17 protein-coding genes and 1 pseudogene are annotated in these 16,450 nt (G+C 36.1%); 3 read left to right on the forward strand and 15 right to left on the reverse strand.

All coding sequences use genetic code 11. The features are described from left to right. Positions 1–384: 384 nt before the first annotated feature. The 5 genes from NYE67_RS11190 to NYE67_RS11210 form a co-directional block, all read right to left on the reverse strand. On the reverse strand, positions 385–819 hold the full coding sequence (locus NYE67_RS11190) for an NUDIX hydrolase (RefSeq protein ID WP_340730107.1): 435 nt from the start codon (positions 817–819) through the stop codon (positions 385–387). Positions 820–837: 18 nt separating this feature from the next. Beyond that, positions 838–1,335: a GNAT family N-acetyltransferase gene (locus NYE67_RS11195; RefSeq protein WP_340730108.1), complete on the reverse strand. Its 498-nt coding sequence runs from the start codon at positions 1,333–1,335 to the stop codon at positions 838–840. A 57-nt stretch (positions 1,336–1,392) separates the two neighbouring features. Next, on the reverse strand, positions 1,393–2,166 hold the full coding sequence (locus NYE67_RS11200) for a Cof-type HAD-IIB family hydrolase (RefSeq protein ID WP_340730109.1): 774 nt from the start codon (positions 2,164–2,166) through the stop codon (positions 1,393–1,395). A gap of 286 nt (positions 2,167–2,452) precedes the next feature. Then, on the reverse strand, positions 2,453–2,686 hold the full coding sequence (locus NYE67_RS11205; protein WP_340730110.1) for a hypothetical protein: 234 nt from the start codon (positions 2,684–2,686) through the stop codon (positions 2,453–2,455). Positions 2,687–2,911: 225 nt separating this feature from the next. Further along, positions 2,912–3,157, reverse strand: a complete 246-nt coding sequence (locus NYE67_RS11210; protein WP_340730111.1) for a cold-shock protein — start codon at positions 3,155–3,157, stop codon at positions 2,912–2,914. A gap of 300 nt (positions 3,158–3,457) precedes the next feature. Here NYE67_RS11210 and NYE67_RS11215 point away from each other — a divergent pair, with 300 nt between their 5' ends. Next, entirely contained in the window at positions 3,458–4,432 is a 975-nt protein-coding gene (locus tag NYE67_RS11215) for a phosphotransferase enzyme family protein (protein ID WP_340730112.1), read from the forward strand. Positions 4,433–4,478: 46 nt separating this feature from the next. Here the strand turns inward: NYE67_RS11215 and NYE67_RS11220 are convergent, their stop codons facing one another. Further along, positions 4,479–5,663 (reverse strand): MFS transporter, encoded by a 1,185-nt coding sequence (locus tag NYE67_RS11220; protein WP_340730113.1) that lies wholly within the window; start codon positions 5,661–5,663, stop codon positions 4,479–4,481. Positions 5,664–6,417: 754 nt separating this feature from the next. Here NYE67_RS11220 and NYE67_RS11225 point away from each other — a divergent pair. Further along, positions 6,418–8,262: a serine hydrolase domain-containing protein gene (locus tag NYE67_RS11225; RefSeq protein ID WP_340730114.1), complete on the forward strand. Its 1,845-nt coding sequence runs from the start codon at positions 6,418–6,420 to the stop codon at positions 8,260–8,262. A gap of 76 nt (positions 8,263–8,338) precedes the next feature. On the opposite strand, the gene NYE67_RS11230 is transcribed toward NYE67_RS11225, so the two are convergent. Next, complete coding sequence (locus NYE67_RS11230; protein ID WP_339212555.1) at positions 8,339–8,935, reverse strand: CAP domain-containing protein; 597 nt, start codon at positions 8,933–8,935, stop codon at positions 8,339–8,341. A 185-nt stretch (positions 8,936–9,120) separates the two neighbouring features. After that, positions 9,121–9,708 carry a YitT family protein gene (locus NYE67_RS11235; RefSeq protein ID WP_340730115.1) on the reverse strand — a complete coding sequence of 196 codons (588 nt, stop codon included), beginning with the start codon at positions 9,706–9,708 and terminating at the stop codon, positions 9,121–9,123. Between the two features lie 182 nt (positions 9,709–9,890). Here NYE67_RS11235 and NYE67_RS11240 point away from each other — a divergent pair. Further along, a pseudogene (locus NYE67_RS11240) lies at positions 9,891–10,031 on the forward strand (TerC family protein); the annotation flags it as partial. 309 nt (positions 10,032–10,340) lie between these two features. Here the strand turns inward: NYE67_RS11240 and NYE67_RS11245 are convergent. From NYE67_RS11245 to NYE67_RS11275, 7 genes are all read right to left on the reverse strand, one after another. After that, complete coding sequence (locus NYE67_RS11245; RefSeq protein ID WP_340728206.1) at positions 10,341–11,102, reverse strand: DUF2935 domain-containing protein; 762 nt, start codon at positions 11,100–11,102, stop codon at positions 10,341–10,343. 197 nt (positions 11,103–11,299) lie between these two features. Beyond that, positions 11,300–12,517: an ABC transporter substrate-binding protein gene (locus tag NYE67_RS11250; RefSeq protein WP_340730116.1), complete on the reverse strand. Its 1,218-nt coding sequence runs from the start codon at positions 12,515–12,517 to the stop codon at positions 11,300–11,302. Positions 12,518–12,599: 82 nt separating this feature from the next. Further along, complete coding sequence (locus NYE67_RS11255; RefSeq protein ID WP_340728773.1) at positions 12,600–13,307, reverse strand: ABC transporter ATP-binding protein; 708 nt, start codon at positions 13,305–13,307, stop codon at positions 12,600–12,602. After that, complete coding sequence (locus NYE67_RS11260) at positions 13,291–14,067, reverse strand: ABC transporter ATP-binding protein (protein ID WP_340728208.1); 777 nt, start codon at positions 14,065–14,067, stop codon at positions 13,291–13,293. Before NYE67_RS11260 ends, NYE67_RS11255 begins: the two co-directional genes overlap by 17 nt. A 2-nt stretch (positions 14,068–14,069) precedes the next feature. Further along, positions 14,070–15,089, reverse strand: a complete 1,020-nt coding sequence (locus NYE67_RS11265) for a branched-chain amino acid ABC transporter permease (protein ID WP_340728209.1) — start codon at positions 15,087–15,089, stop codon at positions 14,070–14,072. Then, positions 15,089–15,952, reverse strand: a complete 864-nt coding sequence (locus NYE67_RS11270; protein ID WP_340728210.1) for a branched-chain amino acid ABC transporter permease — start codon at positions 15,950–15,952, stop codon at positions 15,089–15,091. The genes NYE67_RS11265 and NYE67_RS11270 overlap by 1 nt, the downstream gene beginning before the upstream one ends. A gap of 41 nt (positions 15,953–15,993) precedes the next feature. Then, positions 15,994–16,410 carry an acyl-CoA thioesterase gene (locus tag NYE67_RS11275; RefSeq protein WP_191701522.1) on the reverse strand — a complete coding sequence of 139 codons (417 nt, stop codon included), beginning with the start codon at positions 16,408–16,410 and terminating at the stop codon, positions 15,994–15,996. Between the last annotated feature and the right edge of the window lie 40 nt (positions 16,411–16,450).

Consider the following 16,450-nt stretch of genomic DNA (forward strand, 5'->3'; position numbering starts at 1 on the left):
CCTGTAAACGTCACTAGTTTCCTAGCACAGCTCCAAGGGAGTAAATCGATTTGTCCAATCAGGAAACTTTCAGCCGGTGATTTCCCTCTCTTTTGACCTTCACTAAAACGATTCATATCCTCTTCATTGCATTTTAAATTGAAATTAGTAACTAATCTAACGCACCACCTAATTATTGTCAACATATTATTTACAATAAATAACAGGTGATACTCCAATACCCGTTGCTGTTATTGGTTTTGTTCTCTTCGGGAAAATTTTTTGACTTTCTATTTTTTTATGTAAACAAACAATAAAATCTTCGAGCTCACATTCATTGGGATTTAAATTCAGAAAAAAAGAAGCGCTAATTCTTATTATAGAATCGCGCCTTAAAAACTAATATTACACATGTAAATTATCCTGTAGTACTTTCTCTGCAAGTTTAATGTTTTCTTTTAAAAATATAGGTAATTCTGTATGAGTAATAATCTCTGATGTAGTCATCCAAACAACATCATCCACTTCATCCGTACTTTTAGCGTAAGGTTCCCCAGATTTATGCTGACATAGAAAAACGATATCGATCACATTTATCCCGGATTTGGTCACGAAGGAGGAGCTATTTACATATTTAATATCTGTAATTTCACAACCTACTTCTTCAAACACTTCTCGTTTTAACGTTCTTTCCAAAATATCAGATGAATTACCTTCAATCTCACACTTTCCACCTACTAAGGAGAGCCCTCCACCAGCATGCTCTTCCTTTTCACTTCTACGAATTAAAAGCCATTTCTCATTGCGACGAATTGCTCCTTCTACATTCACTACAAACATAAAATAACCCCCTGAAATTTAGACTTTATCTATATATCTTGCCGTTTCAATCACTTTCTTAAATACATCAATCTTTTCGTATTTTTCATCAGAAACAGTTTCAACATAGACCCACCCTCGTTTTCTATAATAGTCAGATGCATCCTCTGTTCTTAAATATAGTTCATTGAATCCTAATTCCTTTACTACCTCGATTGTTTTGTCTATTAACGCTTTCCCAACACTTCTACCCCGATATTCAGGTTTCGTATATAAAGATGCAAGCCAAGGTTTGTACCTTTCCCTTATCTTTAGATCGTTTTCAAAAATTGAAACTGTACCTATACATTCTCCGTTCTCAAAAGCAACGAGAGTTATTGGAAAAGTAGTATCCTTTTCATTTGAAATATAATTCACTACATCTTCAAACTTCTTACTGCTACCAGTTTTTTCAACAAATTCCTTGAAAATCATTTTCGAAACTTCATTTATTTTATCAGGATGTTTTTTTAAAAAATCGATTTCTATTTTTATCACCCTTTCAATTCGAGTAAGTTATGCATTATCAGCGATTTTTTTATAATCGATACTTCCTCAAATTAATTCATACTTCTTTAACGCCCATGCAATACCATCCTCACTAGAATCTTTCGTTACAAAGTTAGCGGTGGATTTTAATATTTCGCCTGCATTTCCCATAGCGATGCCTAAGTCTACAAGTTCCAACATATCAATATCATTTTCTCCATCTCCAAAAGCAATAGCTTCTTCCTTTGTTAGTCCAAAATAATCTAGCACTTTTTGAATAGCCAAAGATTTTGAAACATCTTTTTCAAGTACGTTCACAATATATGGGTGCCAGCGTTTAAAATGAATTGTAGGAAATTGATTTTTATACTTTTCAATTTCTACATCATCAGCAAATAAACAAAGCAAATAAATTTCTTTCAAGTGTACTTCCTCATTGATAGGGGGAAATTCCTGCAGTCTTAATGTTTCATAGAGAGCCTGCTGAATTTTTGGATTTTGTACCTCGTTCATATGTAAAGTATCCGAATAATAAGTAAGGGCATTATGTTGTGCCAATGCATACTTACTAAATTGGTCTGCTGTTTCATTAGGTAATACAATTTTATGAATACAGTTTCCTTGATGCGTAACGTAGGCGCCATTAGCTGTAATAAATGTTTCTATCCCTATTTCAGCAAGTTCATTGCACATTGATAAAGGTCTGCCTGTTGCTGCTACCACTTTAAAACCTTGATCTAACAGCTGTTTAATCGCTGTTTTCGTACTTTGTGAAATTGTACCGTCTTTATAACTTGTGATAGTACCATCTACATCAAAAAATATTATTTTATGTTTCACATTCCCCTCCTTTAAATGTAATATAAAAGGCTCATCACCATAACATGGGGTTGCTTTTCTAATAAAATTTCACTTGATTGATTGGTGGGCTACGGCAAGACAGCGCTAAAGCCACGTGATACGTGTCTTTAACACTGCCTTTATTGCCGTTTGCGAGGCCCACCAATCCCAAAATTTTGCCCTTGTTATAAAGTGAAGTAAAAAACACCCAATCAAGCCGCTTGCGCTATCGCGAGGCGGCGGAGAGCGGGAATGCTATGTATTATCTCTTCATTTTTGCAGGAATTCACTTTATGCCAAGTAGAGTGACGCGGAGCGGAGAGTGAGCCGCCAAAATACTTGCTTCAACGAAAAAAGTTGTGCGAAGTGTAGGGGCGGACTCCTTGGCGATTAAGCGTGCGCGGAAAATAGTTGCTCCTGTCGCTGCCGCTTTCGTCGCAAAGCTTTTTGACAAAAGCTTTGGAGCCACGCCGCCCGGAAAGCCTGCCCCGGAACGTAGTACAACGGACGCGAGCTTCAAAAACACTTGCTTCAACGCGTTTTCCCCTTAGCGTAGCAGAACGGATTTAATTAGAAACTATTATTTTTCAATTTTGTCATCCCCAACTTATGGTGATGAACCATATAAAAACTATTCTAACATAAATACCCATTTATTCCGGAGAGGATATTTCCAAACTAACTCAATTTAAAAAAGGCACATTTCTTATAAAAGAAAGGCACCTGATTACTAAATAAGTCATCTTTAATCAGAAATAACAATTACATTTTCAGCTACTTGTTTCTGATCAGTAGAATTTGGACTTTTAATTAAATCGAACGATACTTTTTGACCTTCTTTAAGAAAACTATATCCATCCGGAAATCTTGTGTTATCAGGTAAGATCGAACTAAAGTGAACGAAAACATGATTAGTATCTTCACCATCAAGCATTATACGACCGTATCCCTTTTCAACTTTATACCACTTAACTATTCCCTCTCTTTTCATATCTTTTCATCCTTTCATGCATTCAGATATTTTATCTAAAATAGGTATCGTTACATTTTCCGACTTAATTGTGCGGTCTGAATTTATTGCTAAGCATCTTAACTAATATAGCATGGGAAAAAGAGGAATTGGTAATTTCATGTCGAATTTAACTCTGGTTGGCTAATAATGTTAATTGCCGATTCTTAAGGAAGGGGTGACTTATTGAAAATGAAAGAACTTCAAAATAGTATGCTAATGAAAGGGATTACTTCTTAAATAAGGCTTAATCCTCTCAGAAGCAATGGGAGGAAAAAGAAAATGATGGATTTAGGAAACATGGTAAGAGGCGTTGCATCTAATGGAGTCGCTCAAAGTCTACTTCAATTTTGGGAACATGATGAGGGTACTTTGGAATTACGGCGTGCAAGTTCAAACTTCGTATATGCTTTTATGCGTAATCAAGTTCAATACTTTTTAAGACTTAGTTTTGATCAGGATAACTCGATTGAACAAATAAAAGCAGAGTTAGAGTTTATGCACTATTTACATTCAAATGGATTTCCAACTGTAACACCAATTCCAACAAAAAATCAAAAATTAATCGAAACGCTAAAAACACCTGATGGAACGTATATTGCTGTTGTCTTTAGTGCTGCCAACGGAGTCACTTTGGATGAGGATACAATTACTGAAGAGCAGATGGAAGAATGGGGAAAATCGCTTGCCTCACTTCATTGTTTATCTAAAACGTTTAATCCATTAGGTGAAAAAAGAAAAAGTTGGCTAGACTCCGTACAATTCATGGAAAGCTTGTTTAAAAAACATCCAGGAGAAGAATTAGCTCTTCAAGAATTACGTAAGATAACGAATTGGCTTCAATCATTATCAACTGACCAAGATGTCTTTGGATTAATTCATTATGATTTTCAATTAGATAATTTATTCTTTGAACGGGATAAAGACCCGCATTTTAATGTCATTGACTTTGATGATGCCGTCTATCATTGGTATGCTCTGGATCTTGTAACAGCATTGGATGATTTTATTGATAATCCTCAATCAAAATGGTTGGTTGATTCATTTTTGAATGGCTATCGTACCAAAATGGATTTAGAAGATGATGTTCTGGCTCAATTTCCACAGTTTAAAAGGTATGCAAACTTATATAAGTTTGCCAGAATATTAAATTCATTGGATTACGGAGAAATAAATGATACTCCTCCCTGGTTCGAGGAGCTAAAAGTAAAGTTAGTTCGTGTTGCTGATAGATTAAGAAATAACTTTCAACAATAAAAAATGGAGACACAAATCCGCTGAGAATTGTGTCTCTAATTCACCGTTAACCGCGTCTAACTTGTTGGCAACTAAGCACAAAGCTTAAAATTGCGGCAATGCTACAAACATACGGAAGTAAAGTGTAGCCCCAATTAGAAATGACGTAACCCCCAAGCATTGATCCTAACGTAATACCGACATATAAAGCTGTCGTATTCCAAGCCATGACAGTTCCTCGTTCATCCGGATACTCCCCCGCTAACCTAGCAGTGTAAGATGTAAATCCTGCATATCCAATTAAAGCCCATAAGAATAAGTAGAAATAAATCCAAATACTTGATGTAAAGAATATACCTAAACAAACGAGTATTAGCGCCAAGGAAATGAGTGTTAGTTTTGAAATTTTCTTTTGCCCAAATCGATCTGTTAACTGTCCACCCGTTAGGCTCCCTATAACAGCACCAATACCATAAAATGTGATAGCTGTAGCGACTTCTAATGACGAAAAACTATTCTCTGAATAAAGGGCCGCGCCTAAGTAAACATATAAAGCATACATAGAAATTGCCCAAGTAGTTGTCACACTTACTGAACCAAATATTCGTAATAAATTTTCCCCAAGTAGATTCCTCGTTGAATGGCTTTTCGAATTATTTTTCCATGTTTTATGATTTATTACTGCCAATATAGCGCCCATAAGAGCCAGTGCCACAAATACTGAACGCCAACCAAGAAAATGCTCTAGCATAATACCAATTGGAGCTCCTGCCCAAAGAGCGGTTAAGTGACCTGAGGCAAGAATTGAAAGCCATGTCCCTGTCCGATTAGCAGGTGCAACATCGCCAATAATTGCATAAAGCAACGGAGCAATTGAAGCAACTGATAAACCAACTAAAATACGACTAACAATTAGCCAAAAAAATGTAGGTGCGAAAGCGGTTAGTACGTTAGAAACGACGAACAACACTAACCCAAATGTAATATACGCTCCCCGCCCATGTTTATCCGACAACCACCCGAAAAAAGGAGCGAAAATAGCATAGGTAATTGCAAAAACAGTGATCATCCAGCCAGTCATCGCTGGACTTGTAACATACGCTTCCGAAATAAATGGCATTAAAGGAGATACAACAAATAAGTCAATGCCGATTAAGAACAATGTAATCCATCCAACAAATAAACTGACTCTCCCATGCACCTTCAAAGTTACTACCTCATTTACATTTAATATTAAATGTATATTATTCAAAGATGTAAAGAAGGGACATTTTGTTTGAGCACACTTTCCAATCATTTCCACGACAACTTTTTGAAGACAGTTCCCCCTAAACCTGTTTTCGAAGGTTTTAACTTTCTAACCACCAGCATTACAAATTAGCCGAGATTAAAATAAGCGGAGGATTTCCTTTTATCTGTAGAGTTTTGTCCATTTCAGCAAAAATAAGAGGAGAATTTCCGCTTATTTACATTAAAATCATTAAATTTTATGTTTTTTTAATCAATAGCCGGAATCGCTCCGCTTATTTTCGTTATTTTTCACTTTATTTTTAAAATAAGCGGAATTTGTCCCTCTATTTCGGCCGCTTATTCTCGGCACCCCTCTCCTCCCGGTAAAATGAATTAATATATTCCTAGTTATTTCACCAATTTTTAATTACAATATAATAAAATGGAATATTTAAACATTTGTAACGAGTACTGTCGTTTGTGAGGTCCACCATTATAAAATAAGGGAAGCTTTTACCGTTATTTGAATGATGTAGGCCATTTCCATGAAAAATAAGGGAACTTTTTACCTTTATTTTAAATTAAATCGTGAAATTTCATGTTTTATAGGTCAATAACGGAAATTTCTTCCCTTATTTCCCCTATTTTTCACATTATTTAAAAAATAGCGGTAATTCCTTCCGCTATTTATCTCATTACCGAAAAGCCTGCCCCGGGATCTAGTTCACCGGATCTGAGCTAAGTATGAAATAAATAAATGTAAAAGGAGCGCGTTAATGCAAAAAATAATGTTAATTGTATTCGCACTAATGCTTTGTTCTGTATCCACTGTATCTGCTAATGAGGATAAGCTGACACCTTCAGGCATTCCTTATACAGAACTAAAGGATCGTGTGGATGAATATGTTGCTCAATATATTGGGACATCTACAGCTGGAGGAAATGTATTAATTATGAAGGACGGCGAAATTTTCATGAGTTCGTCTTATGGCTATGCAAATATTGAAAATCAGATTAAAGTCACACCTGATACTGTTTTAGAGTGGGGTTCTGTTACGAAGCTTCTTGTGTGGACCAGCGTAATGCAACTTGTAGAGCAGGGAAAGCTAGAACTAAATGAAGATATCCGAACATATTTACCAGACGGATTTTTAACCAATCTGCAATATACTACCCCTATCACGATGTTAAATCTTATGCACCACAATGCTGGCTGGGAGGATAAATATATAGATTTATTTTATAAGTCAGCGCATGAAATCAAGCCTTTAGAAGAAATGCTTCATATTACTATGCCTTATCAAGTACATAAGCCGGGTAGTATCGTTGCCTATTCTAACTATGGTGTATCACTGGCCGCTTTCATTGTAGAACAGCTCTCCGAACAACCGTTTTATGAATATGTAAATGAACATATCTTTTCTATTTTGAATATGAACGACACATCGATTCACCCTTCACAGCAAGATAACCTAAGTATTGCAACAAAAAGAGAGGCAGTCTTTGGGTATCGTGGTAATGAAGGTGAATTAAGTGTTTCTAAAAATGGGCATATTTTTATCGGTCTATATCCAGCTGGAAGTGCAATGGGTACTATAGGGGATTTAGCTAAATTTATGATGGCACTTATGCCAGCGGATGGTGAGAGTAGCCCCCTATTTCAAAACAATCGTACATTAGATGAAATGCTGACGACGAGTGATTTCTATGACAATGGCTATCCGCGAAATGCCCACGGTTTTTGGGAAGGTCTTTATGCAGTAGGTGTATTGGGCCATGCAGGGAATACGGATAGTTTTTCAAGCAATTTCATCTTTTCTAAAGAAAACAAATTAGGTTTAATTATTATGACGAATCAGCAAAATGAAGTAGCGCTGAGTTACGGCTTACCAACACTCCTGTTCGGAGAATATTCACCATCCAACCAACACCAAGCTATGCCCCATGTACAAAATCATGAAGGGAAATATTATTGGGCAAGGCAGCCCTATAATGGTTTCGCCAAGCTATATGGTGCACTAAGTACTTTAAATATTAAAGTGACAGAGTCAAATAGCCTGAATGCTTTTGGAGTGATGTATGAACAAATTGCTCCATTACTATATAAATCTACAGATGATTCGAATGATTTTCTCCATGTAACTTTGAACAATGGTCAAGTGGAAAAGATCTCAACGCTAACAAGTGATTTGTTGCCGGTCTCCGAAAGTTCGACAATCTTTAAGCTGCTCAGTATTTTAGCCATAACTTTCAGTATTCTCTACACAGTTATTACTCTACTAATCAGCTTTATTCAATCCATAAATAACAGAAAAAACAAAGTTCCACCAATCATTTTAAAAAAATGGGAAACACTACTGCTTTTAGCGAATCTCATTACTGTTGTAAATGTAACGACTTTATTTTATAGAGCACTTAACTACACACCTTATGCCGCACTAAAACTGCATCTTTGGATAAATTATGCGTACATAATTATCGTAGCGGTTTGCATCGTTGCCCTATTATTAGGGTGGCGGCAAATAACACTAACACGTGGTCAAAAAATTCGCTATACACTTTCTTGTGTCTCTGGTTTACTAATGGTCATCTTAATTTTCGGCTGGGAGCTTTATATCTAAAAATCGTACACATAAAATAAAGCAGTTCAAAATTTACTTAATTGCGTAAATTTGAACTGCTTATAATTTTGAGATTTTATTTTTTAATAAACATTTGCGTCCAGTAGTAACCATCTTCAACGAAACCTACACCAATGTGCGTAAATTTCGCATCCATAATATTTGCTCGGTGACCTGAACTATTCATCCATGCGTCCATTACTTGCGTAGCTGTTCTTTGGCCTTTAGCAATGTTTTCACCTGCTGATTTATAGCTAATACCAAATTTTTTCATCATATCAAATGGTGAGCCGTAAGTTGGGCTTGTATGGCTGAAGTATTTTTTGTCGTGCATATCTTGTGATTTGTATTTTGCAACACGCGCTAGCTCCCAATCGATTGTAAGTGGGGCTAACCCTGCTTTCGCACGTTCTTTGTTCACTAAGCTAACTACTTGCTCTTCTACTGCCTGTTGTTCATTCTCAGAAATAATAATTTTATCTCCAACATAAATCATGTCCGGATTTTTTAATGTAGGGTTTAAAGCAATTAATTCGCTTAGTCCGATTTGATTTTTAGAAGCAATCTTCCAAAGCGTATCCCCACTTTTTACTGTATATGTAGCTGCAGATGCAGATGCCGGCAAAGCAAAAATCAACATACTAAACAACAACACGATACTTTTTTTCAACATTATTGAATCATTCCTTTCTAGTTGTCTGTTACAAGCTTACTAGAAAGTAACCCCAAAATCATTAGGGAATCAATGGCGCCTCTTTTGCAATAGTATAACAAATATTACAATTGTGACAATAATGTTGAAAGCGTGTTCGTGTTTATAAAAAGACACCGTACAAATGAATGATTATACGCAACCCCTTAATAAGTCACTATTTTCCCACGCATACTTGTTATAAGACTAGTTGTGATACCAATAAATATTATCGTTAAAATGGAGAGATAAAATGTTTCCGGAGATAATAATAGCCCCCCAATAATTATAACAACTGAATCAATCACCAAAATATAAATCCCTACATTAATACCCGTCTTATCACACAAAAACTGCGCAATAAAATCCGAGCCTCCTGTACTTGTTTGAAAGCATAACATCATCCCGATTCCTATGCCTACTAAGATGCCTCCTATAATAGAGCTGTATACCGCTTCAACTTTTATTAGCTTACTAAGAGGTGAAAGGTAATCAATAAAAAAAGCAGATAGAATCATGCCATGTAAACTATTATAGAAATAGTTTCTATAATGAAACCATGCGTATATAAAGATGGGAATACTTAATAGGATTATTATAAGTCCGGTATTAAACCCCCATAAGTAATTTGCTATTAATCCAATGCCAACTGTTCCTCCATCTAAAATTTTATGCGGAACTAAAAACAGATTTATACCTAAAGAAAGAATAATGCTGCCTAAAATTAGCGCCAAACTTTTTTTAAGAAAATACACGGGGGCCACCTCTTAATATCATCTTTTATTAAATACTGATAAATATATGTTCTCGAAGAAAATTAAATGTATTTTTTTAAAAGCATTTTTAGTGATGCCTCGCTATATGATTATAGTTAACGGAAGTGGGAATATTATTCTTACTTACCATTAATCTTAAATGTAGCTAGGAGGAATATAATTTGGATATATCATTATTGTTAGAGTATGGTTGGGTACTATTATTATTAATTGGCTTAGAGGGATTGCTAGCAGCAGATAATGCCCTCGTTTTAGCTATCATGGTTAAACATTTACCTGAAAAAGAAAGACGGAGGGCTCTAATACTTCTAAAGAATAATTGAGTAAAATAAGCGGAGGATTTCCCCTTATTTGCAAAATTAGCTGCATTTAATGGGAAATAGAAGTAGTTATTCCGTCTATTCACATGAAAACCTTTAAATTTTATATTTATTTATTAAATAGAGGGAATTTCTCCGTTTATTTTGATTACTTTTCACTTAATTTCTTTAATAAGCGGAGTTTCTCCGTTTATTATTGATCGGTTAATATACTTCACTCCAAAATAAAAAACCGCAGATGACTATAACCACTAAAATAAATGAAGTGGGTATGGCCCCTGCGGTTTTCGTTTAAATGTTAGAAGACTCTGCTAATTTCATTAAATAGTACTGTTCCTCCCTCGCCATGTGGTCTGCCATAGACGCAGTAAATGTTCCTAATACTTCCGCACTTAGCTCCATTTCTTCCAGTTCATTTAAAAACGTCTTAAATAAGCCCATTTCCACTTCAACCTCATTGTTAAATCTGTTTAATGCCGGGAATTTATGAACATTCGTACGTAAATAGCCCGTTAATTCTACCGCTTTCAAATAAAACTGATCAAAGTGTTTTGCAAAAGTACTGCTTTTTTCCTTCAATCTTTTTTCTACGCCATCCAATTGGTCATTAATGGCCCCCGCATGACCCGATGCATCTACCAACCAGATTAGATGGTGATGTAATTCGTGAAATATTGGTGGCACTTCACCCTGTTTGAGATAGTTTAATATACGTAAATATTCTTCTAATTCATTTACCATATGATTTATAAAAGTAGGTGTTAAATGGATTTTCATTTCACCTGTTAAGTGGCGTTCAATAATGGATAGTTTGAAGGCCCTTAATTGTTTTACTGATTCTTCAACATTATTAGTGAAAAGAATTATATTGGATTCGTTAAGTGAACTTACTTGAGAAAGAAGTTGATCGAAGTGATGGATAAAGGAAGCAGCTTTAGTAATATCCTCTATTTGAGAAGGGTATAGCGAATCGTTAATAAATCTTGAATGATCCCCAAGTACTTGAAGCCAAAATTGATGTTCAAAAACAGCACTTTCCAAATAATTTCCCACGCAATTTACATCTCCTTTTTTCACACTAGTATCCAATTTATTCGACTTAAAATCTTTTTATGAGAAAATTCACCGGAGCTCAGTTTGAACTGAAAAAAAAGAGTAATACAGATCAACTGTATACTCTTTTGAAATGTTTTCCCGGTACTAAGTACGGGATATAATTCGTAAAAGGTGCTTTTTTCTATCTGTATTATTTACTTTTCTTCACCCATCTGAACAATTTCTCCATTTTCAATATAAGCCATGCGTAATAATGGAAGGAATCCACCATCATCGTCTACACCTTTAATGTAATAAACTTCTTTGTCTTCTGGCAGGTTTTTTGCTCCTTGATCCATTGCTGCCATAATTTTCTCAGTATCATCCACAGTTCCAGCTGCTTTCATTGCCTCAACTAGAATATATAATGAAATATAATGGAATCCTGATTCAGAGCCTGGATCTTTATCGTTTTGGCTACGGTATTTTTCAATGAAAGCTTCTGTACCACCATATCGGGATGTAACTAGTGGTGGTGTCGAAATTACGCCTTCAAGTAAATCATAACTTCCGCCTAATACTGATGCGATCTCATCCAGCTTTGCTTGGTCCATAATAATGAATCCACCTTCGAAACCTAAATCACGTGCTTGCTTTAATACAAGGGCAGTCGGTTGTGAAGGTCCACCGATGAATAAGACATCCGGGTTTTTTGCTAATGCATTGGTCATAATTGTTTGGAAGTCCGTATCCTTACTAAAGTCGATTGACTCATCAAAGACAACTTCCCCACCATTTGCTTCCCATACAGGGCGTAATGAATCTGCCCAATCCTTACCGTACTGAGTTGCTGTTGGTAAGAATGCTATTTTCTTTCCGAAACGTTCCATTTCGTATTTTGTAAATGGCTCAATATATCTGTCATAGCGAGGTGGAATACGAACAGTCATTTTATTTCCTGTTTCGGTAACACCTGGCTCACTCGTATAGGCCATAACAATAAAATCTTCCATTTCATTAAACACTTGCATTGCATATACACCGCCACTATGTGGTGTATAAATGAACTTAGTATCTTGTTCCTGTACTAATCTTTTCGCATTCGCTGCGGCTTCATTCGGTAAATATTTGTCATCTAAAGTCGATAAGTTAATCGTATACTTCTGACCATCCACTTCAAATCCACCACTATCATTAATTTCTTCCGCAGCCATTTTTAATCCTTTTAATGTTTCTTCGCCATAAAATGCTGCTGGACCACTTAAAGGACCGGTATAGCCGATTGTAAGCTCTTCTACTTTACTGCCCTCTGTACTAACCGGTGCTTTTCCTTCATCTTTTTTTGTTTCTTCCCCATCTTCAGAACAAGCAACTAGTACTATAGCCAAAATAAAAAGCAAACTAAGAAATAATCCCCTCTTAAATGTGTTCATGTTTATCTCCTTTGTTTTTTATATTTTTAGTGCGACAATACATTATTTGTTCCATTTCCTCGCCGTTCCTACATGCCCATGTCTATGCCCCAATATATGCTTTGCGAATATCATCATTATTAAATAGTTCTTTACTATTCCCTTGAAGAACTAATATGCCGTTCTCTATTACGTAGCCACGGCTAGCAATTTTCAGTGCAGCATTGGCATTTTGTTCAGCAAGTAACACGGTCGTTCCATTTCTATTAATCGACTGTATAACAGAAAACATTTGCTCGACTATTAACGGAGCAAGCCCTATGGAAGGTTCATCGAGCATAATTAGTTTTGGCTTTGCCATTAAAGCTCTACCAATCGCCAACATTTGCTGCTGTCCTCCACTTAAGGAACCAGCTGCATCATCTTTTTTCTCTTTTAAAATTGGGAATAAATCATAAGTTTCTTCCAAAGACTGTTTTAATTGTGCTTTTTTCCGTCGATGGACAAAGCCACCCATCATTAAATTTTCCTGAACAGACATCTCAGAAAATAGCTTTTTTCCTTCGGCACATTGAACAATACCGGTCTTTACGATCCGATCCGGGGCAGCACCGCTTATACTGTTTCCATTAAATTGAATGTCGCCTGAAGTCATTTTGTTCAAGCCGCTAATTGTTTTAAATAGCGTGCTTTTCCCTGCCCCATTCGCTCCCAGTAATACAACTAACTCGCCCTCATGCACTTCTAAATTAATGTTTTTTAATGCTTCAAAACCACCAAACTTTATCGTTACATTAGATAACTTCAGCAGATGATTCACCCCCTAAATACGCTTCAATTACAGTTGGGTTATTTTTAATTTCCTCTGGTGTACCTTGTGCTATTTTCGCACCATGGTTTAACACCATAATATTATCTGCGAGTCCCATAATCATCTGCATCTTATGTTCAATCGTACATACAGTAATGCCGCTATCAACGATTTTCTTCATTAATTCTGCCAAGCCTTCTGTTTCACCAGGATTGATTCCTGCTGCCGGCTCATCAAGGAAAATAACTTTTGGACCTGTTGCAAGTGCAAGTGCAATGGCCACTCGTTTTTTTGACTCCTGTGAAATTGTCGATACAGGACTGTTAGCTAAATTTGTTAAGCCTACGAAATCCAGTACTTCAATTGCTCTTTCAAATGCTTCCTTTTCCTCACGCTTTTCTCTTTTCGTCCGAAGAATAGCATCAAACAGCTTTGATTTAGTACGTAAGCGATAGCCTACTATAATATTGTCAATGACAGACGACGTATCAAATAAATGAGTAGTTTGGAAAGTACGGGCAATACCTAATCTCGCTACAATATGTGGCGGTGTTTTAGTAATATCCTTCCCTTCAAAAGTAATTGACCCGGATGTTGGTCGATGGAAGCCACTAATCAAATTAAAAAAGGTCGATTTACCGGCTCCATTTGGTCCGATAATTGCGGTAATTTTTCCTTTTTCAATCTCAAAATCAACTTCATCCACTGCAGTTAAACCACCAAATCTTTTCGTGAGGCCCTCTAGTTTAATAAATGTCATCATTAAACCTCCCTACTTTTCATATCCGTTGATTCACTATTCTTTGAATATGACCTGTTACTCTCTTTTTTCCTAGTCCGTAAATATCCCCTTAAGGACTGAATAGCACCTACGATCCCTCTAGGGTAGAAAATAACGATTAATGTTAATATAGGTCCAAAAATTAACATCTTATGTTCTTGGAAACTTTGTAAATATTGCTCAAGCCATATAAACAGCAGCGTCCCTATAATCGGTCCCGCAAGTGTTCCTATTCCACCAACGATTAAATACATCAAAAATGTAAATACCATTGTAGTCCCTGCAATTTCAGGTCCAATAAATCGAACAAGTGAAGCGTATAATCCACCTGCCAGGCCTGCAAAAGATACCGAAATGACAAAAGATACTAGTTTATTTATTTTTGTATTAATTCCTAGAGTTTGTGCTAGCTCCTCACTATTACGAATCGCATTATATGTTCTCCCAGTTAAAGAATAAACAATTCTTACAGTGACAAAGATAGAAAGGAGAAGAAACAATAACACTAAATAATACATGGCGATCGGTGATTCGAATTTAATGGGGCCAATTGCATTTGGTATTGGTATGCCAATTAATCCCCTTACACCACCCGTTAAATCTTCCCATTTATAAATTAATAAATAGATTAAATAACCTGCTATTAACGTATAGATGGCAAAGAAGTGCTCTTTCGTTCGGAGTGCAATTATCCCTAGAGCAAAACCAATTCCCATTGTAATAAGAACAGCTAACAATAATGCCAACCAAAAATTAAGCCCCGCTTTAGTAGTTAAAACCCCTACAGAATAGGCTCCAATGGCAAAAAAACCTGCGTGTGCCAAGGAGAGCTGCCCCGTATAACCAGCTAAAATGTTCATTCCATAGATGGCGATAATATAAATAAAGGCGAGTGTCATAATATATAAAACATATTTATTATCTGAAAAGGCCAGAGGGAAAAGAAGGGATAAAATGAGTACTGCGATAATTCCATTTCGTTTATTCAGTACTTTACTCATTAATAAACCCCCTTCGCAAACAGACCTTTTGGACGCATCGTCATAATAATAATTAGTAGTAAAAAGGCGATCATATCCTTATAATCATTCGAAATATACGTAGCTCCCAAGCTCTCTGTAATACCAAGGATTAATCCACCAATGATAGCGCCTGGAACGCTACCCATCCCTCCTATAATAACGACGACAAATGCTTTCAAAATAACAATATGTCCCATGGCCGGGAATACAAGATTAATCGGAGAAGAAATAGATGCCGCAATTGCAGCTAATGCTCCTGAGATAGCAAATGTCATCATCGCTACTGCATTCGCATTGATCCCTACTAAAAAGGCTCCTTCACGATTTTGCGCCATTGCAATAATCGACGCTCCAATCATTGTTTTCTTTAAAAAAAGCTGCAATAAAATCACCACAACGACCGCCACTACAATAACCAAAATTCTTTGATACGATGTGGCTATGCCAAAAATTGTAACAGAGTCACCATATGGAGTAATCATTCGTTGATAGTCGTTGCCCCATATAAGGCTAACAAGTGCATCGAAAAACAATACCATACCAATGGCTGCTATTTTGTCATGAATAGCAGGAGCATTCCTTAACGGATTAAAAACCAATCGTTCCATTAAAATCGCTATTAATGCAACGCTAATCATAGAGATGATGATAGCTACAAAATAATGGACGCCTAGTCCTTTCATTGCCATTAACGTGAGATACCCACCAATTAAGTACAGCGCTCCATGGGCAAAATTTGGAACATGTAAAATACCAAATACGAGAGTAAGTCCAATCGCAACTAGAATGTAAACGCTTCCAAGGGTGAGTCCATTAAACAATTGCTGCAGTAATAATTCCATATTTATCCCCCTTCGTATTGTAAGATGAATTTTGGCTTACTCTAACGTGTGGTAATTAAATATTCTTCAAGGGCCTTCCTTAATTCCATTGGTATTTCAATTGAATGCTGATCTTGAAAGTTATAACAAACAATAACTGAACTTCCATTAGCTATAAGAGCACCAGTATGTGCATCTTTAATTTCATGTTCAAGTGTATAGCTTTTTGTTCCGATATTTGATACGCCTGTTGATACTCTCAGTATTTGGCTTGCATATGATTGTTTAATGAAGTTACTTTCAAGACGCGCTACGATAAAATTAAAATTCTTTCGATCTTTCCCGCTAAATTTAATCGCTTCAAAAAATTTGGTACGTGCTTCTTCATAATAAAGAAAATAACTCGTATTACTCACATGACCTCCAGCATCCGTCTCACAATACCGTACATAAATATCAACATCCGGGATAGTTTTCATATATTTTCTTCTCCTTCATTTACGATTTTTATTATGTGAA

The organism is Solibacillus sp. FSL W8-0474, from assembly GCF_038004065.1.
Lineage (GTDB): Bacteria > Bacillota > Bacilli > Bacillales_A > Planococcaceae > Solibacillus > Solibacillus faecavium.